The organism is Brevundimonas sp. LF-1, from assembly GCF_037055305.1.
Lineage (GTDB): Bacteria > Pseudomonadota > Alphaproteobacteria > Caulobacterales > Caulobacteraceae > Brevundimonas > Brevundimonas sanguinis.
This window is the reverse complement of record NZ_CP146349.1, coordinates 415561-438874: the sequence shown is the minus strand read 5'-3', so window position 1 is coordinate 438874 and position 23314 is coordinate 415561. Positions and strand designations below refer to the sequence as shown.

The following is a 23314-nucleotide window of genomic DNA, read 5'->3' as shown; positions in this document are numbered from 1 at the left end:
CAAACGGCGCCGCATCCTATCGGATACAGCGCCGCTTGAGAAATGGTGCCCAGGAGAAGACTCGAACTTCCACGACCGTTAAGCCACTGGCACCTGAAGCCAGCGCGTCTACCAATCCCGCCACCTGGGCCCGGTGGGTCGCCCCGCCGAGGGCCGGACTAATAGGGGGACCCTCGGGGCGGTCAACAGGCTTTTTTCGGTTTCGTGAAAAAACTGCGCCGTTGACCAAAAGCTCCGGGAAATCCGCGCACTATCAGGCCAGCCAGACCATCATCCGCGTATCGGCGCTCTCGCCGCGCGCGCGGCTGAAGGCCGGACGGGTCTCGCCGGTGTACAGGAAGCCCGCCTTTTCCAGCACCCGGCCCGAGGCGGGATTGTCGGCGAAGTGGCCCGCCATCAGGGCGCGCCGCTTCCATCGCGTGGAGGCCCAGACCAGGGCGCCTTCCAGCGCCTCGGTCGCATAGCCCCGGCCCCAGAACTCGCGGCCGATCCAGTAGCCGGTCTCCGGCACGGCGTCGGCGTCATGGAACATGCCGACGACGCCCACGGGGCCGTGGTCCTCGTGCTCGATCAGGAAGGTGTTGGCCTTCCTCGGGTCCTGGGAGGCGACCTGCAGCACGAAGTCCTCGGCATGGTCGACGCCGAAGGGGTGGGGCATCCGCATGGTCATGCGGGCGATGTCGTGGTCGTTGGCCAGGGCGGCGATCCGCGACACGTCCTGGGCGCCGGGCGCGCGCAGCAGCAGGCGCCGCGTCTCGATGACGGGGGAGGTTTCGATCACGCACATGGTTCGGCCTCGATGTCTTCGGCGCCGCCTCCTTGGAGGGCTCGGGCGGCATTCGAGGCGGGGAAACGCAAACGGGGAGCCTGGTGATCCAGACTCCCCGCGGAATATTTTCCCTTGGTCCGGATCGGCTGCTGTCGAGAGCAACGCGATCCGGGGAAATACTGTCCTGGCTTCGCGTTACTCGGCGGCCATCGCCTGGGCGTCGTCGTTGGCCGGGAGAATCGACACGTAACAACGGCCGCCACGTTTGGTGGTGAACTGGACGGCGCCGGTCACAGTGGCGAACAGGGTGTGGTCGCGGCCCAGGCCGACGTTGGTGCCCGGGTGGAACTTGGTGCCGCGCTGACGCACGAGGATGTTGCCGGCCAGCACGCGCTCGCCGCCGAACTTCTTCACGCCAAGGCGTTTCGACTCTGAGTCGCGGCCGTTACGCGACGAACCGCCAGATTTCTTGTGAGCCATCTTGCTGCTCCTCTTCCTTGGTGCGCTACCGCCCGTTGGGGCTGCTTGAGCGCGCCATCTGTTCTGCTAGGCGCTGATCCAGCGCCGGTGAAAATCTTAGGCTTCGGCGCCTTCGGCGGCGTCAGCCTTGGCGGCCTTCTTGGCCGGAGCCTTCTTGGCCTTCGGGGCTTCGGCTTCGACAGCCTCGACGCGCGGGGCCAGGCCGCGAGCGCGGGCGTTGATCTCGGCCTTGGTCATCAGGTCGACCGCGCCGTCCCACTTCGCCTTCTCGCCGGCGCCTTCGATGCCGGTGATGCGCAGGACCGATTCCATCTGGCGATGGCCGTTCGTGCGGCGATAGCCCTGACGACGGATCTTCTTGAAGATCTTGATCTTCTCGCCCTTGCGGGTCTCGATCAGCGTGGCTGCGACAGCGGCGCCGTCGATCAGCGGAGCGCCGACCGTAACACCCTTGTCGCCGCCCAGCATGAGGACTTCACCGAAATTGACGGCAGCGCCAGCGTCGCCGTCGATCTTCTCGACAACAATCACATCGCCCGGTTGAACCCGGTACTGCTTTCCGCCGGTCTTGATCACCGCGTACATTAGGAAGCCTCAGCGTGAACGCAAAAATGGATGCGCCCGCCAGGAGACCCTGCGGGCGAAGAGCGGCGACATATACGGATGGTCACGGAAGAGTCAACGTGAAACGGACGCCCAAGGGGGCAAAACCCGCCCGAAACGGGTTCCGAGCCGACTCTGTGGCCCTGATGCACGGGCGATGCAAGCGCGTGGGGGACTCCTGGGTCTCTATATAGAAGACGCGACGCGACGCCGCGGACGAAGATTCTTCGCCGATTCTTCTCGACTGTTATAAGGTAACACTCTAAGGGAGCGGCCATGTCCTCTCCCGATCTCGCCGAGCCGGTCCTGCTGTCGCTTCTGGGCGGCGGCTTCGTCGCGGCCTTCCTGCACGCGGCCCTGCCGACCCACTGGCTGCCCTTCGTCCTGGTCGGGCGGGCCCAGCGCTGGAGCGTGGCGCAGGTGATGACGACCGTGGTGACGGCCGGCCTGGCGCATATCGCGTCCACGGCCCTGGTGGGGTCGCTGATCGTGGCGGCGGGCCTGGCGCTGAACCGCTGGGTCGAGGGCCTGCTGCCGCATCTGTCGGCGGCCCTGCTGTTCCTGTTGGGCGCCTTCTACCTGGCCAAGGCGTCGTTGAAGCGCACGGCGACCGCCGGCGGCCCGGCCGTGGACGCGGGCGATGGGACCGGACCCGCCGTCTCTGACCGGGCGGCCTTCCTGGGGCTGGTGCTGATGATGGCGGTGACCCCGGGCGAGGTGCTTCTGCCCATCTATCTGTCCTCGGCGACCGAAGGCTTCTGGGCGCTGGGCCTTCTGACGCTGGTGTTCGCGGCGGGGACGGTCTTGGGCATGACCCTGCTGGCGGCGCTGGCGACGGCGGGCTACTCCATCCTGCGTCTGGAGCGGTGGGCGCGCTATGAAGGCGCCATCCTGGGCGGGGCGCTGATCCTGATCGGCTTCCTGGTTCTGACGCATCAGCACTGATCCGATGTCTGATAGGTTATATATTTACATTCAATGACTTGCGGTTGACGAGCGTTGACGGCGCGGCGCACGCCAGCCTAGAGGAGGGGACATGGCGCACGATCATGCTCACGACCATGACGGTCCTCCCCACGCCCATTCACACGGCCACGGCCACAGCCATGGCATCGGCGGCCATCATCACGGCCCGACCGACACCGGGGACTGGCGCTACGCCGTCGGCCTGATCGTCAACCTGGGCTTTGTCGCCGTCGAGTTCACGGCGGGCTTCATCGCCGACTCCACCGCCCTGATGGCCGACGCGGGGCACAACCTGTCCGATGTCCTGGGCCTGGCCATGGCGGGCGGCGCGGCCTGGCTGGCCCGGCGGGCCGCAGGGGCCCGGCGCACCTACGGTTACGGCAAGGCGACGGTGCTGGCGGCCCTGGGCAACGCCCTGCTGCTGATCTTCGCCTGCGGGGCCATCGCCTTCGAAGCGGTGCGCCGTCTGGCCGAGCCGGCGCCGGTGGCCTCGGGCGTCATCATCGCCGTGGCGGGGATCGGCTTCCTCATCAACCTGGGCACCGCCCTGATGTTCATGAAGGACCAGCACAAGGACCTGAACGTGCGCGGCGCCTATCTGCACATGATGGCGGACGCCGGGGTCTCGCTGGGCGTGGTCATCGCCGGCGTCGTCATTCTGTTCACCGGCTGGTCCCTGATCGACGGCGTGGTCAGCCTGATCATCGTCGCGGTCATCATGATCGGCACCTGGGGGCTGCTTAAGGACTCCGTCAACCTGGCGCTGGACGCCGCGCCCAACGGCCTGGACGTGGCCGAGATCCGCAGCGCGCTTCTGGCTTTGCCGGGGGTGACGGCGGTGCACGACCTGCACGTCTGGGGCCTGTCGACCACCGACGCCGCCCTGACCGCCCACCTGGTCCACGACCGCCCGGACCCCGACGCCCTTCTGGCCGAGGCGCAAGGGTTGGCGCGCGGCCGCTTCGACATCAGCCACACGACGCTGCAGCTGGAAACGGACGTCCTGCCCGATTGTCCGGCCTGCTGAGCGTGCTTTCCTCCCCTGCAATGGGGAGGGGGACCACGAAGTGGTGGAGGGGCTTACGCCAGCGGCGCCAAGCGGCCCCTCCGTCTCGTCGGCTGCGCCGCCGATCCACCTCCCCATTTCATGGGGAGGAGAGGGCGTCGAACGTCTTCCATTTCCGCCTTCAACGCGCCATCTAGCGAGCCATGACCCAGAAGACACCCGTGACCGTCCTCACCGGCTACCTCGGCGCCGGCAAGACCACCCTGCTGAACCGCATCCTCACCGAGGACCACGGCAAGCGCTACGCCGTCATCGTCAATGAGTTCGGCGAGATCGGCATCGACAACGACCTGGTGGTCGGCGCCGACGAGGACGTGTTCGAGATGAACAACGGTTGCGTCTGCTGCACGGTGCGCGGCGACCTGATCCGCGTGGTCAACGGCCTGATGAAGCGCCAGCGCCCCGGCAAGCCCGCCTTCGACGCCATCATCGTCGAGACGACCGGCCTGGCCGACCCCGGCCCGGTGGCCCAGACCTTCTTCGTCGACGATGAGGTCAAGGCCAAGACCCAGCTGGACAGCGTGACCGCCCTGGTCGACGCCAAACACGTCATGGCGCGTCTGGACGACTCTAAAGAGGCGCGCGAACAGGTCGCCTTCGCCGACCGCATCATCCTGAACAAGATCGACCTGGTGGACGAGGCCCAACTGGCCGAGGTCGAGGCCCGCCTGCGCGCGCTGAACCCGCTGGCCCCCATCGTCCGCGCCGAGCGCTCGAACGTGCCGCTGGATCAGGTGCTGGGCCTGCACGCCTTCGACCTGGACCGCATCCTCGAGGTCAAGCCGGACTTCGTGAACCCGCCCCACGGCGCCGAGGGCCACGTCCACGACGAACACTGCGGTCACGGGCATGACCATGCCGAGGACCATGTCCACGACGAGCATTGCGGTCATGACCATGACCACGATCACGCGCATGGGGCGCGCGGCCACGCCCACGAGGACGACATCAAGGGCGTTTCCTTGACGCTGGACCGTCCGCTGAACGGCGCCAATTCACCGCCTGGCTGGATCGCCTGCTGGGCGAGCAGGGCCAGAACATCCTGCGCGCCAAGGGCATCATCGACGTTCAGGGCGAGGACCGCCGCCTGGTCTTCCAGGCCGTGCACATGATCCTGGAAGGCGATCTTCAGCAGCCCTGGGGCGAGAAGGAGCGCCGCTGGAGCCGCGCCGTCTTCATCGGCCGCGACCTGAACGAGGCCGAACTCAAGGCCGGGTTCGAGGCCTGCGCGGCATGAACCCGCCGCCGCGCCCGCGCGCAGAAGCCAAGCTGATCTACGGCACGCCCGAGTTCGAGATCGTGCAGCACGGCGACCACGTCCGCTGCGCCGTCTCGGGCGCGCCGATCCCGCTGGAGGCCCTCAACTACTGGAGCGTCGAGCTTCAGGAGGCCTATGCGTCCGGCGAACTGATGACGAAGCGCTGGGTCGAGACGCAGAAGTCGTAGGCTATTTCGGGCGCACCGCCGCGCTTGCCATTTTTTGCCATCAGCGTAGGCTCCCGGCATGAGCACGATGAATATCTCGCTGCCCGATCCGATGAAGGCCTTCGTCGACGAACAGGTTGCGGAGCGGGGCTATGGCTCCTCGAGCGAGTATGTCCGTGATCTGATCCGCAAAGACGGGGATCGGCAGAAGCTGCGCAGTCTGTTGTTAGTCGGCGCTGAATCCGGCCCGACCGGGCCGGCCGATGGAGCCTATTTCGAAAGCCTGAGAGCGCGTATCGCCAGCCGTCGCCCGGCGTGAAGACCAAGGCTGTCATTCCGCGCGAACAGGCCGCACACGATATCGAAGAGGCGTTGGACTACTATCTCGAGGCAGCGGGCGATGTCGTCGCCAGCGCTTTCGTTGATGCGCTTGAACAGGCTCTGAACCACGTCGCGCGGCATTCGGCCTCCGGTTCGCTTCGATATGCTCATGAGCTTGATTTGCCGGAACTGCGCTTCTGGCGGGTCCGCGATTATCCCTATCTGCTGTTCTATGTAGAGCGCGAAGACCACATCGACCTGTGGCGCGTTCTGCATGGCGAGCGCGACCTGCCGGTCTGGATGCGAGCGTAAAGTCAGGCTTAGGACGCCAATCGTTCCGCCAGCCACTCGGTCATCACCCGCGCCAGCGCCTTCGGCTGTTCCAGCGGGATCATGTGGCCGCTGTGCGTCACCGTCTCCAACGTCGAGCCGGAAATCCCCCGCCGCAGTTCCTCGGCCTCTTCCCGGCTGCGCAGCCGATCCGTATCCGCCGCCACGATCAGCGTCGGCTGAGCAATCTCGCCCAGTCGCTCCAGATCGCCCGCCCGCGCCATCGCTGACTGGCGGTGAAACACCTCGCCGCCCAGCCGCAAGCCCATGTCGCGCACCCGCGCGATCATCGCCTCGTCGCCCGACAGATCGGGGTGCAGGGACGAGACGATGGCCGGGCGGCTCAACCCCTTGAAGGCCCGCGGCGGCGCCTTCAGGGCCGAGCGCCGCTGGCGGATCAGCTCTTCGGTATCCCCGCGCGCCGAGGTGGCGATCAGGATCAGGGCCTCGACCCGCTCCGGCGCGATCCGCGCCAGCTCCCGCGCCACATAGCCGCCCATGGAGAAGCCCACGGCGACGAACCGCTCGGGCGCATCGGCCAGGATGGCGGCGGCCATGCTCTCGATATCCTCGCCCCGGCTGAGGTCGGTGGCGACCAGCGGGCCGAACGGGGCCAGGTCGTCCGTCATGGCGTCCCACAGGGTCGCATCGGCCATGAAGCCGGGAATGAGCAGCAGGGTCATGGCTTCTCTATAGGCGCGACCGGCGACAGACGCGACGCAGGACGCTATGAGGCCGGTCTGACTTTTCTCGCTTTTCGTGAGCCGACATGACGACCTTCTCCTTCGACGCCCAGGTCACCGCCGCCCTGTTCGACAAGACCGGCGCGATCTTCGCCCTGGGCGACGGCTCGGTGCGGTTCGAGAGCGGCGCCCGCAGCGAGGTCCATGACGGCGCCGTCCTGTGCGCCTGCGTCCACCCCTCGGGCGAGGGGATCGTCACCGGCGGCGACGACGGCAAGCTGGTCTGGAGCCGCGAGGGCGAGGCCGTGCTGCTGGCCCAGACCAAGGGCCAATGGATCGACGCCGTCGCCGCCTCGGCCGAGTCCGGCCTGATCGCCTTCTCCTCGGGCCGGACGCTGAGCGTGCTGGACAGCAAGGACGTGGCTTTCCGCCGCGCGTTCCAGCACGAGCGCACCGTCTCGGGCGTGGCCTTCGACCCCAAGGGCCGTCGCATCGCCGCCTCGACCTATGGCGGCGCCTGGCTGTGGTACGCCCGCATCGAGCAGCAGCAGCCGACCAAGCTGGCCTGGGCCGGGTCGCACCTGGCGGTCGGCTTCTCCACCGACGGCGCCTTCGTCGTCACGGCGATGCAGGACAACCAGCTGCACGGCTGGCGCCTGAAGGATCAGAAGAACATGCGGATGGGCGGCTATCCGTCCAAGATCAAGAGCTTCGCCTTCCTGGCCAAGGGGCAGCTGCTGGCCACCTCGGGCGCGCAAGGGGTGGTGCTGTGGCCCTTCGTCGGCGCCAACGGGCCGATGGGCCGCGAGGCGACCGAGATCGGCTATGACGAGACGACCCTGATCGCCCAGGTCGCCGCCGCCCCCGCCCACGGCCGTCTGGCGGCGGGGCTGGAAGACGGACGCGTCTGGTGGGCCGATCCGGCCGGGCGCGGCCTTCAGTTCGTCAAGCAGGACAAGGGCGCCCCCATCACCGCCCTGGCCATGAGTTCGGGCGCCGCCCGCATCGCCTGGGCGGACGAGGACGGCCACGCGGGCGTGGCCTCGCTCTGATCGGCCTTGCGCTGAAGCTTGGCTGAGGCAGGATGACGGCATGACCCGCGCGAAACACCGCAAGCGCCGCCCGCTTCTGACCCTGTTGCTGATCCTGGCCCTGTTCCCTCTGGCCGGGGTGGCGGTGCACCGCTTTCTGCCGCCGCTGGCGACCATCCTGATGGTCAAGCAGGCGGCCGCCGGGCACGGCATGGACTATCGCTGGCGCTCGCTGGACCGGATCTCGCCGCGTCTGGTCGAGGCGGTGATCGCCGCCGAGGACGCCCGTTTCTGCCAGCACCACGGTTTCGACGTCGAGGCCATCCAGAAGGCGCTGGAAGCCAATGAGCGCGCCGAGCAGAACGGCTCGGGCCGCGTCCGCGGCGGCTCGACCATCAGCCAGCAGACCGCCAAGAACGTCTTCCTGTGGCCCGGCCGCGACTGGGTCCGTAAGGGCCTGGAGGCGGGCTACACCGGCCTGATCGAGATCGGCTGGGGCAAGCGGCGGATCATGGAGATGTATCTGAACGTCGCCGAATGGGCGCCGGGCGTCTATGGCGCCGAGGCCGCCTCGCGCCACTGGTTCAACAAGAGCGCCGACAAGCTGACCGCCAGCGAGGCCGCCCGCCTGGCCGCCATCCTGCCCAGCCCGCGCCGCTACAAGGCGGCCAACTCCGGCCCCTACGTCCGCCGCCGCGCCGCGCGCATCCAGGCGGCCATGGGCACGGTGCGCCAACAGGGTCTGGACGCCTGCGTCGACCGCCGCTGACGCCAGCCGCGGCAACCCGCCGTTAACCGTGAACTTGGGGCCAAGCCTTAACGGACCCGCGTCATGCTGGGATCGACTGCGGGCCGGTGCGTCGGCGCGCGACACGGCGGGATTTCACGGTGAAACACGGTCTGAAACGAGCAGGACGAGGCCTTCGCCTCTTCGTCCGCCGCCTGATGCGCCAGACCCAGGGCAATGTCGCCCTGATGTTCGCCATCGCCCTGCCGATCCTGATGATGATCACCCTGGGCGCCGTCGACCTGCACCAGGCCTCCAAGGTGAAGGCGGAGCTTCAGGACGCGTTGGACGCCGCCGCCCTGGCCGCCGCCCGTTCGGTCTACAGCGACAACGTCAATATCAACCGGGTCGGCATGGCCGCGCTAAAGGCCAATATGCCGCGCTATTTTCAGGCGGGCTCTGACGACACCGCGACCTTTGTCCTGGCCAACAACCGCGTCACCGGCGAGGCGCGCGTCAATGTGAAGGTGCTGGTCGCCAACATCTTCCTGCCGCCGTACGGCAAGCTGCTGGACGACTACCTGCCGGTCGGCAGCCGCTCCGAAGTCCTGCGCGCCTCGCGCAACGTCGAGGTGGCGATGGCGCTGGACATCACCGGGTCGATGGACAACTGCACGCGCAACTGCCCGCCGACGTCCAAGCTTCAGGACCTGCAGGCGGCGGCCAAAGATTTGATCGACATCGTGGTCCAGGACCAGCAGACGCCCTTCTACTCCAAGGTGGCGCTGGTCCCCTATGCGGCGGGGGTGAACGTCGGATCGCTGGCGGCGCAGGCGCGCGGGCCGCTGGACAGCACGACCCGTTCCGTCACGGCCGCGACGTGGGTGAGCGGGACGGTGCGCACCATCTCGAACATTTCGCGGGCCTCGCCGACGACGATCACCTCCAACGGCCACGGCTTCGTCACCGGCGACCGGGTGGTGCTGTGGAACGTCCAGGACATCCCCGCCCTGAACGGCGTTCCCTATGAGGTGGCGAGGATCTCTAACAACCAGTTCCAGCTCAGGACGCTGTCGGCGTCAAACGCAGCCTCCAGCTATCAGGGCTCGTCCACCAGCACGACGAAATCGGCCTATGTCGCCAAATGCGTGCGCAGCGACTGCGGCCTGACGGTCACGGTCGGCGGTCACGGCCTTTCGGTGAACGACCATGTCCGCCTGACCAGCATGGGCGGCCTGGCCCAGTTGAACGAGGCGGGGTTCCGCGTCGCGAGCGTCAGCGGATCGCAACTGGTTCTGAATTCGACGCGCAGCCTGGGTCTGGCCCAGACCTCAAAGGGCGGCGTCTCCTATTCCGGCGGCGGTCAGCTGATGAACGGGCGCGACGGCGCCGAATGGCGCGTTTTCTCCACGGCGGACGGCTACATCAACGTGCTGCCCTCCAGCACCTGCGTCAGCGAGCGCGTCGGCGTCGAACGCTATACAGAGGCGCGGCCGTCCACCGCCTATGTCGGCCGCAGCTATCTGGGCTCGGACAACGCCTGCCCCAGCGCCGCCATCACCCCGCTGACGGCCAGCGCCACCACCCTGAAGGCCAAGATCGACCAGTTGCGCAAAAGCGGCTCGACGGCGGGCCAGATCGGCATCGGGTGGGCCTGGTACATGCTGTCGCCCAACTTCGCCTCCCTGTTCGACGGTGCGGGCAAGCCCGGCGAATACGCGCCTTCGGAGACGCTGAAGGTGGCCATCCTGATGACCGACGGCGAGTTCAACACCCCTTCCGGGACGGCGTCATCGCTCTGGACGCGGGATCAGGCAGCGGCGCCCTGAACACCCACATCAACCTGAACTCGTCCAACGGCGACCCCTTCATTCAGTCGGTCGAGTTGTGCCGGGCCATGCAGGCCAGGGGGTGGTCGTCTATACGGTCGGCTTCGACCTGGGCAGCGACACCGGCAAGCCCAATGTGGTCGACAGCGCTCTGGACGTGATGCGCCAGTGCGCCACCAGTGAGCAAACCCACTTCTTCGAAGCCAACAGCGGCGCCGATCTGAAGGAAGCCTTCCGCGCCATCGGCCGCGACATCACCCGCCTGCGCATCGCCCGCTAAGGCAGGGCAGGGCGGATTTCTCCTCCCCATGCAATGGGGAGGTGGATCGGGCGCGTCAGCGACCGAGACGGAGGGGCCGCTGGGTTCGGCGGTCGCGACGCCCCTCCACCGCTTCGCGGTCCCCCTCCCCATGGGCATGGGGAGGAAAACCTCAGTCATACCCGCGCCTTCCCCAATCAGATCAGGCGGATTTCCTTGAGCCGCTCGGTCAGGAAGTCCTCGGCCAGGATGGTCTTGCCGGCATAGCGGTCCGGGTTTTCCGGGGTGACCGTCGACGGCAGGGTCTCGATCGGGAAGTCCGGGTTGAAGTGCAGGAAGAAGGGCGTCGAATAGCGGGCGAAGCCGCGACGCTCGGGCGCCGGATTGACCACGCGGTGCGTCGTCGACGGCAGGACGTGGTTGACCAGCCGCTGCAGCATGTCGCCGATGTTGACCACCAGGGCGCCCGGCGGCGGGGCGATGTCCAGCCACTCGCCATCGGAGTCCTTTAGCTGCAGCCCGGCCTCTTCGGCGCCCAGCAGCAGGGTGATGACGTTGATGTCCTCATGGGCCCCCGCGCGCACGCCCTCGGCGTCGGCCGGGATCGGCGGATAGTGCAGCAGGCGCAGCACGCTGTTGCCCAACTGGACCTTGTCCTCGAAATAGGCGTCGTCCAGCTTCAGATAGCGGGCGATGGCCTTCAGGATGCGGCGGCCCAATTCGTCCAGACCTTCGTACAGGCCATAGACGTGCTGGCGGAAGCCTTCGATCTCGGTCGGCCAGACGTTGTCGCGCATGTATTGGCGATAGGGGTGGCCCTCCGGCAGTTCGCGGCCGGTGTGCCAGAACTCCTTCAGGTCGACCGCCTTGGCGCCCTTGGCCGCCTCGACGCCGAAGGGGGTCAGGCCGCGCGCGCCGCCGCCGGGCTGATGATACTGGCGCTTCACGTCTTCGGGCAGGGCGAAGAAGGCCTTGGCGTCGTTGACGGCGGCGTCGATCAGCCCCTGATCCAGGCCATGGTCGGCGATGACCGCGAAGCCGTAGCGGGAAAAGGACGCGCCCAGGGCGTCCGAGAAGGCCTGGAAGTCGGCGTCATAGGCCTTCATCGACACCGGGACGATGGCGCGGGTCTTGGCCTGGTCCTCGGCGGAGACGGCGGTGAGGGGAGAGGTCACTGTGAAATCAGCCTCTGTGATGGTGAGTATGGCCGCCCTCATACGCCCAATGGAGGCGAAAGGGCAGATGGCGAGGTTGGGCCTTTGGTCCCAGGTCAGTCCTGCGGGATCACGGCCCGGATGACGCGGGCCGAGGACGGCCGCCCGGCGATGCCCCGGCGCGGATCGACCACCACGCGCAGGTCGCCGCCGGAATAGGTCACCGACGACCGCTGCCCTTCGACGACGGTGATGCTGCGCAGCCGCTCCAGGAAGGGGCGGGCGCTTGGCGAACGGGCGATGCGGACCACGGCGTCGGTGGTGACGATCAGGGCCTCGATGCACAGGGCCTCGGACTCCTGGCCGTCCACATTGATGCGGACCAGCCGACCCATGGCCTCGGACACCAGGCCGCTGCGGCGCGCCATCAGGTTGAACATCTGCACCGGCCCCAGCGAGGGCGGGGCCAGGCTGACCGGCGGCCCGGCCAGCGACACCGGCGAGCCGCCCGGCGCGCGCGTCGTATAGACGGTGATGCCGCCGCCGGCGGTGACGCGCAGCACCTGATCGCCGGCGTCGTTGCGATAGATGGTGTCGCCGCGCGGCGCCGAGGACGGGCGAAGGGCCCAGGTCTCCGTCGAACGCTCGAACCGCAGCAGGGTCAGCGACCCGGCCTGATCCAGCACAAAGGCCTGCCCCGCTTCGGAGACATAGCGTCCGGGCGGCGGGGTGGTGCGGATAACCGACTGGTCGCGGATGGCGCGGCTTTGCTCGGCCTGGGCGTTGGAGCGCAGTTGAGCCTCGGCTTCGCCCGGCGCCATGCCGCAGGCCAGGACGACGGCCAGCCCGGCCGTGGCCCCGCTACGGCGCCAGGAGCGCGCGCAGACGCTCCCCGCGACACGAGGCGTCGCGAGGACGACAGGCGGCTTCTCCGCCACGGCTTGGACCGCAGACCTCATGCCTTCAGAGGTGATATGCCCGCACGGCGGATTTTGGGCGAACGCAGCTTATCCAACCAGGTACTGCCCGCCGTTGAGCGACAGGGTGCACCCTGTGACATATCCGGCACGCTCGCCCGACAGCCACGAGACCATGTCGGCGATCTCCTCGCCCTTGCCCAGGCGGCCGACGGGAATCTGGGCCACGATGGCGTCCAACACCTTCTGGTCCATCGCCCCGACCATTTCGGTGTCGATATAGCCCGGCGCGATGCAGTTGACGGTCACGCCCTTGCGCGCGTTTTCCAGCGCCAGCGCCTTGGTGAAGCCGATCATCCCGGCCTTGGCGGCGGAATAGTTGGTCTGGCCGATCTGGCCCTTCTGGCCGTTGATCGAGGAGATGTTGACGATGCGGCCGAAGCCCCGGTCGCGCATGCCGTTGATCACCTGGCGCGTCATGTTGAACACGCTGTCCATATTGACGCGGATCACGTCGGACCACTGATCGGCGCTCATCTTGTGGAAGAAGCCGTCGCGGGTGATGCCGGCGTTGTTGACCAGCACGTCGATGGGGCCGAAGCGGTCCTCCACTTCCTTGACCGCCCGTTCGCAGTCCTCGAACGAGCCGACGTTGCCCTTCACCACCATGACGCCCAGCTCGCGGGCGGTGGCCTCTGCGGCCTCGGTGTTGCCGGAATAGCCGGCCGCGACCTGCAGCCCGTCTTCCTTCAGTCGCTGAACGATCGCCTTGCCGATGCCCCGGGTGCCCCCGGTGACGAATGCGGTACGCGTCATGACGTCTCCCTGATCCTGTGCGGCGGCCGTCGCGGGCGCGACGCCGTCCGCCTCCCTTGGACGCCAGCCTTAGCGCGGCGCGCGTCGAACGAGAAGACGGGGTTACGCCGTCGCGGCCAGGCGGCCCATGTCGATGACGAAGCGATAGCGCACGTCCGACCGCTCCATCCGTTCATAAGCCTCGTTGATCTGGTCGGCGGCGATCACTTCAATATCGCACACGATCCCGTGTTCGCCGCAGAAGTCGAGCATCTCCTGCGTCTCGCGGATTCCGCCGATCAGCGAGCCGGCGATGCGGCGGCGCCGCCACAGCAGGGGCATGGCGAAGACCGGCAGCCCCTCCGTCGTCAGCCCCAGCATGACCATGGTCCCGTCGCGCGCCAGCAGATTGACGTGGCTGGCGATCTCATGCGTGGCCGAGACGGTGTTGATGATCAGGTCGAACTGCTCGGCCGCCGCCTTCATGGCGTCGGCGTCCGAGTTGATCAGGAAATGCCGGGCGCCCATCCGCTCGGCGTCGGCCTTCTTGCGGTCCGAGGTCGACAGCACCGTCACCTCGGCGCCCAGGGCGGCGGCCAGTTTGACCGCCATATGGCCCAGCCCGCCCAGGCCGATCACCGCCACCTTCGACCCCGGTCCCACGCCCCAGGTCTTCAGCGGCGACCAGGTGGTCACCCCGGCGCACAACAGCGGCGCCGCCGCATCCAGCGGCAGGCTGTCAGGGATCTTCAGCACAAAGGCCTGGTCCACGGTGATGCGATCGGAATAGCCGCCCTGGGTGATCGTCTGGCCGACGCCTACGCCCTTCGGATCGCGCGAGCCGTAGGTCTGGGTCATGCCCGGTTCGCAATACTGCTCCAGCCCCTCGCGGCAGGCCGAACAGGTGCGGCAGCTGTCGACCATGCAGCCGACGCCGACGCGGTCGCCTTCCTTGAAGCGCGTGACGTTCGCGCCCACCGCCGTCACCACCCCGGCGATCTCGTGGCCCGGCACGATGGGATAGCGCGTCCCGCCCATGTCGTTCTTCACCACATGCAGGTCCGAGTGGCAGACGCCGCAGTATTTGATCTCGATCGCCACGTCGTCCGGCCCCGGATCGCGCCGTTCGAAGCTATAGGGGCCCAGCGGCTGGTCGGCGGCGGTGGCGGCGAAGGCGCGTGTGGGGATGGGCATTGATTCACTCCTTCAACTTGGCGATCAGCGCCTGGGCCGCCGCGGGGTTCCGCACCTTGGCCCCCGAAATGAAGTAGGCGAATACGTCCCCCGCCCGGCCCAGCCGCGCGCCTGTTTGGCCACGGCGTCCAACTCTCCGGAGGTCATGCCCGTCGGTTCGTCCTCGCGGCTGGACATCAGCCGGGCGTAGGTAAAGTCCGCCGTCGCCTCGTCGATCTGCGGCCAGGTCGGCTCTTCGTCATCGACGGCGTAGACGATGGCCGCCCCATACTTCCTCGCCAGATCATAGAACTGCTCGGTGGCGAAGGTCGGATTGCGCACCTCCAGCGCGTGACGCAGCCGCACCCCGTCCTTCTCCTTCGGCAACAGCTTCAGGAACCCCTCGAAGTCCTCCGGATCGAACTTCTTCGTTCCCATGAACTGCCAGTTGATCGGCCCCAGCTTGTCGCCCAGCCCCGTCAGCCCCTGCGACAGGAACCGCTCGAAGCTTTCGCCGCCGTCGGACAGCACCTTGCGATTGGTGCAATAGCGGCTGGCCTTGACCGAGAAGACGAAGCCGTCGGGCGTCTCATCGCGCCACTTCGCCCAGCTGTCGGGCTTGAACGTCGAATAATAGGTGCCGTTGATCTCGATCGAAGTCAGCGCCCGGCTGGCGAACTCCAGCTCCCGCTTCTGCACCAGCCCCTGCGGATAGAAGACCCCCGCCACGGCTCGAACGTCCAGCCGCCGACGCCGATATGGATGGATCCCGCCATGACCTAGCCTCCTGATGCAGGCCGCTTTGATCGCAGAAATCACCGGCGGCGGCTATGGGAAGCGGATGGACGGAGCGTTTGAGAAGGATGGCTTACCGGTCCTCGGGGAGCGCCCGCTCGTTGGCGACTTGCAGGCCGCCAAGCCTCTTAAATCGTGTGGCTACACGCGATGCGTCACGTTCGCCTCAACCGCCAGAGGCGTTACGTCGTTTGAACGCTTCTACAATCCAATACAGGATTGCATACTCCGCAATAAAAATCGGGGCTAAGGCGAGAGGAGCCTCTAATGCGTCCGGGCATCTCGATTAGGAATATTGCACTAAGGTTGATCGCTAGTGTGGCGGTTACAATCGCTATAAACCATTTATGGAAAGCGATATCCCAGTTTGTTTCTATGAGGAGCGAGATCATGGAAATGGATATTGCGATTAGCAGCGACTCTTCTGCACTAAAGAAAAAGTGCTGATGATAAAAGCAGTGAGAGGAATAAGGGCGTCAAACGCGATATTTTTGGCTTTTATTGCTTTCTTTTTAACGATGCGACTTTCGTCATTTTTCATGTTTGTTGAATCATGTTTGGTAATTAGGCTTAGCGAAGCGCAGGGCAGATAGGTCTCTGAAGCCTTGCTGGGTGCGATATGCGAACCTTTGCCGACGGGGGATTTGTGATCACATTGGCGCGAAGGCTTACGTAGTGGAAGTCCGCAAATGATCTTGCAGCGAAGTCCGCCTCAAGCCAGCTTTCGGACATTGAGCGCACCAATCAAACGGGCCGCGCGCCCTCAGCCTGAAACGCAATCTCCCGCCGCGCCGAAGACCACCGCGCGCGGATCGGGCGGGCGCAGGCGGCCCAGCACGTCGCGGCGGCTGGGCGGTCGCCCCCAGCGGGTGAAGCCCAGGCCGTAGCGCCTCAGCGTCGCCTCATGCGGCAACCACAGCGAATGGCGCGACAGCCAGGCCGCGCGCGGCGTCGCCTCGCCGGGGATGGTCACCTGGGTCTGAATGTCCGACAGCCCGATCTGGGCGGCGGCGCACGCCAGAATGCCGGGGTCGGCGCCCCGCGCGGCGTAAAGGGCGCGCAGCCGTCGCGCGCCCCGGGCGATCTCGTCCGGAACGGCCTCGTTCAGCGTTTGATAGTTGGCCTCGATCACCGGCGAGGAGTGATGGAAGCTGACGAAGCCCGCCCGCTCTATGGTGCGCGTCGCCCCGGCGGCGAAGATGGCGTTGGCGCAGGCGGAGGTGCACTGGCCCCGCACCGTCACCGGCAGGCGCCGCGCCAGGATCACCTCGGCCGCATCCAGCGCGGCGTTCTCGTCGCCGCCGCCGCTGTCGATCACCAGGCCCTCGACGCTTTCGTCCGACAGGGCCAGGGCCAGGGCGGCGCCCGAGGCCGGGCTGAAGGCCCCGCGAAACACCACGCGCGGCCCCTCGCGCGACAGCAGCCACTGGGGCCGGGCAGGGCCGGCGGACATTTCGGTCGTGGCTGGCGATGCGGGCGCCGCCGACGTCGCCTGCGGCGAGGCGACGGCGATCAGGGCGGAGGTCATGGCGGCGATCAACGACACAGGCTTATGAGCCTCCTTGCAGGACCGCCACCATGCGCCCGCCGAGGCGTCTGTGTCCAAGCCAAAGATAAGGGGCCGGCGCCGCGCCCCGTGGCGAAGAGGTTGGCCTCCCCGTCAACTCGTGCATAGTGATGCTCGACAAACGGAGGTCGGTCATGTTGTTGGCGGTTCTGTTCTACGGCGTTACGGCGTTTGGCGGCCAGACGGGGGCCCAGCCCGCGCCGCCGTCCAACCATCAGGTCATCCGCCCCAGCGCCGACCGGGCGGACCCAACCATGTGGCGCTTTCAGGACATGGACGATCGCCGCATGATCGACGAGATGCGCCGCGAGCGCGTCCGACAGAACTACGAAGCCGCCGTGATCAACCAGCGCCGGCTGCTGGCCGACGAGCTGGATAAGCTGATCGCCGCCAATGAATGCGGCCAGGCGACCGATCTGGCCCAGCGCGCCGGCTATCGCGACATCCGCGAAGGCGTCGCCAGCGCCTGTCAGGCCAGGGCCGGATCCAGCTCCTAAGGCTTCATCGCCGATTTGACGCCACAGCGTGGCGGTTCGCCGCCTGCGGGGCTATAGCGCCAGCCTGACCGGAGTGCTGTGCGCGTGTTCGACCTGACGCCTGAAATCATCGCCCTGTTGGGCGTCGCGTCGGTGATCGCCGGCTTCATCGACGCCATCGCCGGGGGCGGGGGCTGATCTCGCTTCCGGCCCTGTTGTCGGTCGGGCTGAACCCGGTCGCCGCCATCGCCACCAACAAGGTTCAGGGCAGCGTCGGCACCGCCAGCGCCCTGTGGAACTTCTGGCGCAAGGGCAGGGTGGATTTCCGCCTGATCCGCTGGCCGCTCGCGCTGGTTGCGGTCGGGTCGGGGCTGGGCGCCTTCGCCGTGACCCTGGTGGATACGCGCTGGCTGATGATCCTGCTGCCGGTGCTGCTGATCGGCATCGCGCTCTATTTCCTGCTCGGCCCCAAGGCGGCGGACGAGGACGCCGCCGCCCGGCTGACGCCCCTGGCCTACGCCTTCGTGGCGGGCGGGATAGGCTTTTACGACGGCTTCTTCGGGCCGGGGACGGGGTCGTTCTTCGCCCTGAGCCTCGTCATGCTGCTGGGCATGGGGCTGACGCGGGCGACGGCGCACACCAAGGCGCTGAACCTGATGAGCAACGTTGTCGGCATCGTCGTTCTGGCGGTCGGCGGCCATATCGTCTGGGTGCTGGCCGGGATCATGGCGGTGGGCCAGTTCATCGGCGGGCGGCTGGGTTCGCACGCGGCCATGCGCTTCGGTCCGCGCCTGATCCGGCCGCTACTGGTGGTGATCTCGCTGGCGATGACGGCGCGGCTGCTGTCCGACCCCGCCAATCCGCTCAGGGCCATGATCGCGGGCTGGCTGGGTCTTTAATAGGCGCAGTCGCGATAGACGCGGCTGATGTCGCCCGCCCATTCGCCGTTGTAGAGCTCCAGCAACCGGTCGGCCGAGGTCACGCCGCTGTCGGCGATGTCTTCCAGTTCGGTGATGTAGCCGCGCTCGTCCACCATGCCGCCGCTGAAGCGAGCTCGGTTCTTCAGGCCTTGCTTGGCGATGTTGACCATGTCGACGGCGACGTCGCGCACGCTGCGGCCGCTGGCTTCCGCCTTCAGGCCCAGCCGCGTCACGTCGCGGCGCAGGCGCTCGTGGTCGGCGATGTCCCAGTCCTTGCACAGGTCCCAGGCCGCCGCCAGCGACGGCGCGTCGTACAGGATCCCGGCCCACAGGGCGGGCAGGGCGCAGATGCGGCTCCACGGCCCGCCGTCGGCGCCGCGCATCTCCAGATACTGCTTCAGCCGCACCTCGGGGAACAGGGTGGTCAGGTGGTCGGCCCAGTCCTGAACCGTGGCCCGATCGCCGGGCAAGGCGTCCAGCTTGCCTTCGATGAAGGCGCGGAACGACTGTCCCGACAGGTCGACATAGGTCTGGCCGCGCTTGGCGAAATACATCGGCGCGTCCAGCGCATAGTCGGCGTAGCGCTCATAGCCGAAGCCGTCCTCGAACACGAAGCCCAGCATGCCGGTGCGGTCCGGGTCCGTGTCGGTCCAGACGTTGGCGCGCGCCGAGACGAAGCCGTTCGGCTTGCCCTCGGTGAAGGGGCTGTTGGCGAACAGGGCCGTGGCGATGGGCTGCAGCGCCAGCGACGTGCGGAACTTCATCACCATGTCGGCTTCAGAATCGAAGTCGAGGTTGGCCTGAATGGTGCAGGTGCGCAGCATCATATCCAGGCCCAGCCTGCCCTTCTTGGGCATATAGGCGCGCATGACGTCATAGCGGCCCTTGGGCATGACGGGGATGTCCTCGCGCCGCCACTTCGGGTCGAAACCCAGCCCCAGGAAGCCCAGGTTCAGCTGGTCCGCGACCTGCTTGACCTCCATCAGGTGCTGGCCGGTCTCGTTGCAGATGTCGTGAATGTCCTTCAGCGGGGCGCCCGACAGTTCGAACTGACCGCCCGGCTCCAGGCTGATCGAGGCGCTGAAGCCCTCGGCGTTCTTGCGCTCCAGGGCGATGACGTGATCGCCCTCCAGCACCGGCGTCCAGCCGAAGCGGGTCAGCCCGTCCAGCATGGCCTTGATGCCGCCGGGGCCTTCATAGGCCGGGCGACGCAGCGTCGACTTGTCGAAGCCGAACTTCTCGTGCTCCGCGCCGATGCGCCATTGGTCCTTGGGCTTCTCGCCCTTCGACATGGCGTGGATCAGCTGGTCTCTGGAAAGGGGCGCCGTGTCGGACATCTGTAACCTCTGCTGTCGCGGCTAGATGGGCCAGCCAGCGGCCGGGCTCAAGGGGCGGCGGAAACTTCTAACGATCCCAGTCGCCGACCGCCGCCTGCCACAGCGTCATTGCGGCGATGGCGGCGGTGTCGGCCCGCAGGATGCGCGGCCCCAGCGAGACGGCGGTGGTGAAGGGCAGGGACCGCAGCCGCTCGCCCTCCTCGGGCGAAAACCCGCCCTCCGGTCCGATCAGTATGGCCCACCGACCTTCTCCCTCCCCGTCCCGGGGAGGGTGGTCGAGCCCTTCAGGGCGCGACCGGGTGGGGAGGGCCTGGCGATCCAGCACGCCCCCGTGGCCCCTCCCCACAAGGGGAGGGAGAAAACGGCGTCAAGGCGGTGATCGCGGGCGCGCCGCCCGTCTCGTCGCAGAACATCAGCCGCCGTCCGTCCTCCCAGCCGTCCAGCAGGGCGTCCAGCTTGACCGGATCATCCACCACCGGCACGTCCAGACGACCCGTCTGCTCGGCGGCCTCCTCGGCGATGGCGTCCAGCCGATCCAGCCGCAGCCGGTCCGCGTTGGTGCGATGGGTCAGCGCCAGCCGCACCCGCTTGGCGCCCAGTTCGGCGGCCTTCTCGACAATGGTTTCGACGCGGGCCTTCTTCACCACGGCGACGATCAGCTCCAGATCGGGGCCATAGGTCTGCGGCCGTGTCTGCTCCTCGGCGCGCAGGATGACGCCCTTCTTCAGCACCTCGGCGACGCTGACGCGCCACTCGCCGTCGCGACCGTTGAAGACCAGCAGCTCGTCGCCCGCCTTCAACCGCATCACCTGCGTCAGATAGCGCGACTGGTCGAGCGTGGGCGCCACGGCGGCGCCGGGGGCGAGGTCGCCCTGAACGTAAAGACGGATCATGGCGCCTGCATATCGCGCTTTCACGGCGACGACCAACCTCGGCGATCGACTGAGCTTGGCGGGAACGCCGGGTGTTCGGCCCGCGTTCGTCTGTCATGTTCACAACCTTGGCCGTTGCGGCGCGCGATCGAAAACGACTGGCCGAGATTTCCGGCGTCGCCGCCCGCTTCGGGCTTGAGGCCGTGCTGCTGCGCCTCGGCCTCGGCGGCGGGGGCGCGGACGAGACGGACGGGCCTGAGCCCCTGTCCCGCCGCACCCGTCAGGCGCTGGAGGCGCTGGGCCCCACCTTCGTCAAGCTGGGCCAAATCCTGTCCACCCGCTCGGACCTGCTGCCCGCCGACTGGATCGCCGAGTTCGAACAGCTTCAGAGCGCCGGACCCACCCTCGACTTCGAGACGCTGCGGCCCGAGGTCGAAGCCGCCCTGGGCGGACCGCCGGAACAGGTCTTCGCCCGTTTCGATGCGACGCCGCTGGCCGCCGCCTCCATCGCCCAGGTGCACCGCGCCGCCCTGCACGACGGGACCGCGGTGGTGGTCAAGATCCGCCGCCCCGGCGTGCGCCCGCGCGTCGAGGCCGACCTGCGCCTGATCGCCGAACTGGCCCGCCGCGCCGAACAGTCCAGCGCCGAGATCGCCCGCTATCGCCCGCGCGCCCTGATCGCACAGCTGACCGAGGCCATGCTGGACGAGCTGGACTTCACGACCGAGGGCCGCAACGTCGACCGCTTCGCCGCCGACTTCGCCAAAAACCGCGACGTGGTCATCCCCGCCGTCTATTGGCAGCACACGACCGACCGCGTGCTGGTGCAGGACTATCTCGACGGCGTGGCGCCCATAGACGCCGCACGGCTGAGGGCGGCCGGCGTCGATCCGCACCGGCTGGCCCGCGTCGGCGCCGAGGCCGTGCTGGACATGGTGCTGGTCAACGGCCGCTTCCACGCCGACCCGCACCCCGGCAACCTGCGCGGCCTGCCCGGCGACCGGGTGGGACTGCTGGACTTCGGCATGGTCGGGACCGTCACCCCGCGCCGCCGCGCCGAACTGATCAGCTTCGTCCAGTCGCTGGCCGCCGGCGACGGCGCGCGCATGGCCGAGGTTCTGGCCGACTGGACCGAAGGGACGGACGTCTCGCGCTCCAGCCTGACCGCCGGGGCCGAACGGCTGATCGCCCGCCACGGTCAGGGCGTGGTCGACCTGCCCGCCATTGTCGCCGATCTGATGGGGCTGATGCGTCAAGAACGGGTGGCCGCCCCGCCCGATCTGGTGCTGATCCTCAAGGCGCTGGTGACCATCGAAGGCGTGCTGTCGCGCGTCGACCCAGACTTCGATCTGGTCAAAACGATGAAGGGCGCCTGGAGCCGCGCCCTCTTCTCCAGCCGCAGCCCGGAAGACCTGCGCAACCGTCTGATCGGCGCCCTTTGGACCTGTCGGCGGCCAGCGACGACCTGCCCCGCCTGATCCGCGCCGCCTCGCGCCGCCTCACGGCCGAGCCCGCCGCGACGGCGACTGCGGACAAGGAAACCGCCCGGTCGATCCTCTCGGCCGGGCGATGGATCGCCGCTTCGATTGTCGTTTCAGGCGCCCTGATCGCGGGCGCCCTGCTGCTGCGCTGATTACAGCGTCCGCGCGATCAGCAGCTTCATGATCTCGTTCGTCCCGCCGTAGATGCGCTGGACGCGGGCGTCCTTGTACAGCTGGGCGATCGGGTATTCGGTCATGTAGCCGTAGCCGCCGAACAGCTGCAGCATCTCGTCGATGGTCTCGCCCTGGATGTCCGTGACCCAGTATTTGGCCATCGAGGCCGTGGCGGCGTCCAGCTGACCCTTCAGGTGAAGGCCGATGCAGTGGTCGACGAAGACCTTGGCCACGGTCAGCTTGGTCTTGATCTCGGCCAGTTTGAACTGGGTGTTCTGGAAGTCGATGACCCGCTTGCCGAACGCCTTGCGCTCCTTGACGTAGGCCAGGGTCGCCTCCAGCCCCCGCTCGGCGGCGGCCACGCCCTGAACGGCGATGTTCAGGCGCTCCTGCGGCAGTTGCTGCATCAGCTGGACGAAGCCCTGGCCCTCGGTGTCGCCGATAACGTTGTCCAGCGGCACCTTCACATCGTTGAAGAACAGTTCGGAGGTGTCGTTCGCCTCCATGCCGATCTTGTGCAGGTTGCGGCCGCGCTCGAAGCCTTCTGCCCCGTCGGTTTCGAGGCAGATCAGGCTGGTGCCCTTGGCGCCCTCGGCCGGGTCGGTCTTGGCGACGACGATGATGAAGTTGGCCAGCTGGCCGTTGGTGATGAAGGTCTTGGAGCCGTTCAGCACATAGTGGTCGCCCTGCTTCACGGCGGTGGTCTTGACGCCTTGCAGATCCGACCCGGCGCCCGGCTCGGTCATGGCGATGGCGCCGACCAGTTCGCCCGACTGCAGGCGCGGCAGCCAGCGCGCCTTCTGCTCGGCCGTGCCGTAGTGCCAGATGTAGGGCATGACGATGGCGTTGTGCAGGCTGATGCCGAAGTGGTCCGCGCCCTTCCAGCCCAGCTGGCGCATCAGCACCACTTCGTGCCGGTAGTCGCCGCCGAAGCCGCCGTCCTCTTCCGGCAGCGACAGGCCCAGCAGGCCTGCGTCTCCGGCCGCGTTCCACAGCTCGCGCGGCACCGAGGAGGCGGCGATCCACTGCTGGAACTTCTCTTGCGGGGCGTGCTCGTCGATCCATTTGGCGACGGAGTCGGAGAAGAGGACGATCTCCTCCTCGCGCATGAAATCGGGGTCGGGGCTGCCTAGGACGTTCATCTCATCTCTCCTCCCCACTCCG

25 protein-coding genes, 1 tRNA gene and 3 pseudogenes are annotated in these 23314 nt (G+C 67.5%); 14 read left to right on the top strand and 15 right to left on the bottom strand.

The window, feature by feature from the left end; all coding sequences use genetic code 11:
• Nucleotides 1-43: 43 nt before the first annotated feature.
• The 4 genes from V8F63_RS02360 to rplU form a co-directional block, all read right to left on the bottom strand.
• Nucleotides 44-130, bottom strand: a tRNA-Leu gene (locus V8F63_RS02360).
• Nucleotides 131-253: 123 nt separating this feature from the next.
• Nucleotides 254-787 (bottom strand): GNAT family N-acetyltransferase, encoded by a 534-nt coding sequence (locus tag V8F63_RS02355; RefSeq protein ID WP_025977757.1) that lies wholly within the window; start codon nt 785-787, stop codon nt 254-256.
• A gap of 177 nt (nt 788-964) precedes the next feature.
• Nucleotides 965-1249 carry a 50S ribosomal protein L27 gene (rpmA, locus tag V8F63_RS02350; protein ID WP_025977756.1) on the bottom strand — a complete coding sequence of 95 codons (285 nt, stop codon included), beginning with the start codon at nt 1247-1249 and terminating at the stop codon, nt 965-967.
• Between the two features lie 96 nt (nt 1250-1345).
• A complete protein-coding gene (rplU, locus tag V8F63_RS02345; RefSeq protein WP_025977755.1) occupies nt 1346-1834 on the bottom strand; it encodes a 50S ribosomal protein L21 in 489 nt (162 codons plus the stop codon).
• A 294-nt stretch (nt 1835-2128) separates the two neighbouring features.
• Between rplU and V8F63_RS02340 the strand changes: the two genes are divergently transcribed.
• From V8F63_RS02340 to V8F63_RS02315, 6 genes and pseudogenes are all read left to right on the top strand, one after another.
• Complete coding sequence (locus V8F63_RS02340; protein ID WP_025977754.1) at nt 2129-2797, top strand: hypothetical protein; 669 nt, start codon at nt 2129-2131, stop codon at nt 2795-2797.
• Nucleotides 2798-2888: 91 nt separating this feature from the next.
• Nucleotides 2889-3845, top strand: coding sequence for a cation diffusion facilitator family transporter (locus V8F63_RS02335; protein ID WP_313633278.1), 957 nt, complete (start codon nt 2889-2891; stop codon nt 3843-3845).
• Between the two features lie 182 nt (nt 3846-4027).
• Nucleotides 4028-5121: pseudogene (locus V8F63_RS02330) on the top strand (GTP-binding protein).
• Nucleotides 5118-5330 carry a DUF2093 domain-containing protein gene (locus V8F63_RS02325; protein WP_025977751.1) on the top strand — a complete coding sequence of 71 codons (213 nt, stop codon included), beginning with the start codon at nt 5118-5120 and terminating at the stop codon, nt 5328-5330. Before V8F63_RS02330 ends, V8F63_RS02325 begins: the two are co-directional and overlap by 4 nt.
• Nucleotides 5331-5388: 58 nt before the next feature.
• Nucleotides 5389-5628 carry a type II toxin-antitoxin system ParD family antitoxin gene (locus V8F63_RS02320; RefSeq protein ID WP_025977750.1) on the top strand — a complete coding sequence of 80 codons (240 nt, stop codon included), beginning with the start codon at nt 5389-5391 and terminating at the stop codon, nt 5626-5628.
• On the top strand, nt 5625-5942 hold the full coding sequence (locus V8F63_RS02315) for a type II toxin-antitoxin system RelE/ParE family toxin (RefSeq protein ID WP_025977749.1): 318 nt from the start codon (nt 5625-5627) through the stop codon (nt 5940-5942). Before V8F63_RS02320 ends, V8F63_RS02315 begins: the two co-directional genes overlap by 4 nt.
• An 8-nt stretch (nt 5943-5950) precedes the next feature.
• Here V8F63_RS02315 and V8F63_RS02310 read toward each other — a convergent pair whose 3' ends face one another.
• Nucleotides 5951-6643 (bottom strand): alpha/beta fold hydrolase, encoded by a 693-nt coding sequence (locus tag V8F63_RS02310; RefSeq protein ID WP_303683359.1) that lies wholly within the window; start codon nt 6641-6643, stop codon nt 5951-5953.
• Between the two features lie 86 nt (nt 6644-6729).
• On the opposite strand from V8F63_RS02310, the gene V8F63_RS02305 reads away from it, so the two are divergent.
• The 4 genes from V8F63_RS02305 to V8F63_RS02290 all read left to right on the top strand — a co-directional run bounded on the left by V8F63_RS02305 (nt 6730) and on the right by V8F63_RS02290 (nt 10510).
• A complete protein-coding gene (locus V8F63_RS02305; RefSeq protein WP_025977747.1) occupies nt 6730-7695 on the top strand; it encodes a WD40 repeat domain-containing protein in 966 nt (321 codons plus the stop codon).
• A 40-nt stretch (nt 7696-7735) separates the two neighbouring features.
• Complete coding sequence (gene mtgA, locus V8F63_RS02300) at nt 7736-8443, top strand: monofunctional biosynthetic peptidoglycan transglycosylase (RefSeq protein WP_134581622.1); 708 nt, start codon at nt 7736-7738, stop codon at nt 8441-8443.
• 176 nt (nt 8444-8619) lie between these two features.
• Nucleotides 8620-10230 (top strand): pilus assembly protein TadG-related protein, encoded by a 1611-nt coding sequence (locus tag V8F63_RS02295; RefSeq protein ID WP_392354380.1) that lies wholly within the window; start codon nt 8620-8622, stop codon nt 10228-10230.
• 82 nt (nt 10231-10312) lie between these two features.
• Entirely contained in the window at nt 10313-10510 is a 198-nt protein-coding gene (locus V8F63_RS02290) for a hypothetical protein (RefSeq protein ID WP_392354379.1), read from the top strand.
• 176 nt (nt 10511-10686) lie between these two features.
• Here the strand turns inward: V8F63_RS02290 and V8F63_RS02285 are convergent, their stop codons facing one another.
• The 6 genes and pseudogenes from V8F63_RS02285 to V8F63_RS02260 form a co-directional block, all read right to left on the bottom strand.
• Nucleotides 10687-11706, bottom strand: coding sequence for a 2-oxoglutarate and iron-dependent oxygenase domain-containing protein (locus tag V8F63_RS02285; RefSeq protein WP_392354378.1), 1020 nt, complete (start codon nt 11704-11706; stop codon nt 10687-10689).
• A 53-nt stretch (nt 11707-11759) separates the two neighbouring features.
• Nucleotides 11760-12464, bottom strand: a complete 705-nt coding sequence (locus tag V8F63_RS02280) for a DUF4908 domain-containing protein (protein ID WP_227157461.1) — start codon at nt 12462-12464, stop codon at nt 11760-11762.
• Nucleotides 12465-12650: 186 nt separating this feature from the next.
• Nucleotides 12651-13376, bottom strand: a complete 726-nt coding sequence (gene phbB, locus V8F63_RS02275; RefSeq protein ID WP_025977742.1) for an acetoacetyl-CoA reductase — start codon at nt 13374-13376, stop codon at nt 12651-12653.
• Nucleotides 13377-13478: 102 nt separating this feature from the next.
• The gene (locus V8F63_RS02270; RefSeq protein ID WP_392354377.1) at nt 13479-14549 is read right to left on the bottom strand and encodes an NAD(P)-dependent alcohol dehydrogenase; all 1071 of its coding nucleotides are present in this window, start codon (nt 14547-14549) and stop codon (nt 13479-13481) included.
• 4 nt (nt 14550-14553) lie between these two features.
• Nucleotides 14554-15304 (bottom strand): annotated as a pseudogene (locus V8F63_RS02265) (DUF72 domain-containing protein).
• Nucleotides 15305-16086: 782 nt separating this feature from the next.
• Nucleotides 16087-16869 carry a hypothetical protein gene (locus V8F63_RS02260; protein ID WP_313633291.1) on the bottom strand — a complete coding sequence of 261 codons (783 nt, stop codon included), beginning with the start codon at nt 16867-16869 and terminating at the stop codon, nt 16087-16089.
• Nucleotides 16870-17024: 155 nt separating this feature from the next.
• Between V8F63_RS02260 and V8F63_RS02255 the strand changes: the two genes are divergently transcribed.
• The gene (locus V8F63_RS02255) at nt 17025-17387 is read left to right on the top strand and encodes a hypothetical protein (RefSeq protein ID WP_134581616.1); all 363 of its coding nucleotides are present in this window, start codon (nt 17025-17027) and stop codon (nt 17385-17387) included.
• Nucleotides 17388-17581: 194 nt separating this feature from the next.
• A complete protein-coding gene (locus V8F63_RS02250) occupies nt 17582-18265 on the top strand; it encodes a TSUP family transporter (RefSeq protein WP_392354376.1) in 684 nt (227 codons plus the stop codon).
• On the opposite strand, the gene V8F63_RS02245 is transcribed toward V8F63_RS02250, so the two are convergent.
• The 3 genes and pseudogenes from V8F63_RS02245 to V8F63_RS02235 all read right to left on the bottom strand — a co-directional run bounded on the left by V8F63_RS02245 (nt 18262) and on the right by V8F63_RS02235 (nt 20516).
• Nucleotides 18262-19623 carry a glutamate--cysteine ligase gene (locus V8F63_RS02245; protein WP_313633294.1) on the bottom strand — a complete coding sequence of 454 codons (1362 nt, stop codon included), beginning with the start codon at nt 19621-19623 and terminating at the stop codon, nt 18262-18264. The two genes, V8F63_RS02250 and V8F63_RS02245, sit on opposite strands and share 4 nt — an antisense overlap.
• A gap of 67 nt (nt 19624-19690) precedes the next feature.
• Nucleotides 19691-19861: pseudogene (locus V8F63_RS02240) on the bottom strand (RsmE family RNA methyltransferase); the annotation flags it as partial.
• Between the two features lie 46 nt (nt 19862-19907).
• Nucleotides 19908-20516 carry an RsmE family RNA methyltransferase gene (locus V8F63_RS02235; RefSeq protein ID WP_392354375.1) on the bottom strand — a complete coding sequence of 203 codons (609 nt, stop codon included), beginning with the start codon at nt 20514-20516 and terminating at the stop codon, nt 19908-19910.
• A 95-nt stretch (nt 20517-20611) separates the two neighbouring features.
• On the opposite strand from V8F63_RS02235, the gene V8F63_RS02230 reads away from it, so the two are divergent.
• Together V8F63_RS02230 and V8F63_RS02225 are read left to right on the top strand one after the other, a co-directional pair.
• Nucleotides 20612-21973 carry an AarF/UbiB family protein gene (locus V8F63_RS02230; RefSeq protein WP_392354374.1) on the top strand — a complete coding sequence of 454 codons (1362 nt, stop codon included), beginning with the start codon at nt 20612-20614 and terminating at the stop codon, nt 21971-21973.
• A complete protein-coding gene (locus tag V8F63_RS02225) occupies nt 21934-22128 on the top strand; it encodes a hypothetical protein (RefSeq protein WP_392354373.1) in 195 nt (64 codons plus the stop codon). The genes V8F63_RS02230 and V8F63_RS02225 overlap by 40 nt, the downstream gene beginning before the upstream one ends.
• On the opposite strand, the gene V8F63_RS02220 is transcribed toward V8F63_RS02225, so the two are convergent.
• The gene (locus V8F63_RS02220; protein WP_313633299.1) at nt 22129-23292 is read right to left on the bottom strand and encodes an acyl-CoA dehydrogenase family protein; all 1164 of its coding nucleotides are present in this window, start codon (nt 23290-23292) and stop codon (nt 22129-22131) included.
• Nucleotides 23293-23314: the final 22 nt, after the last annotated feature.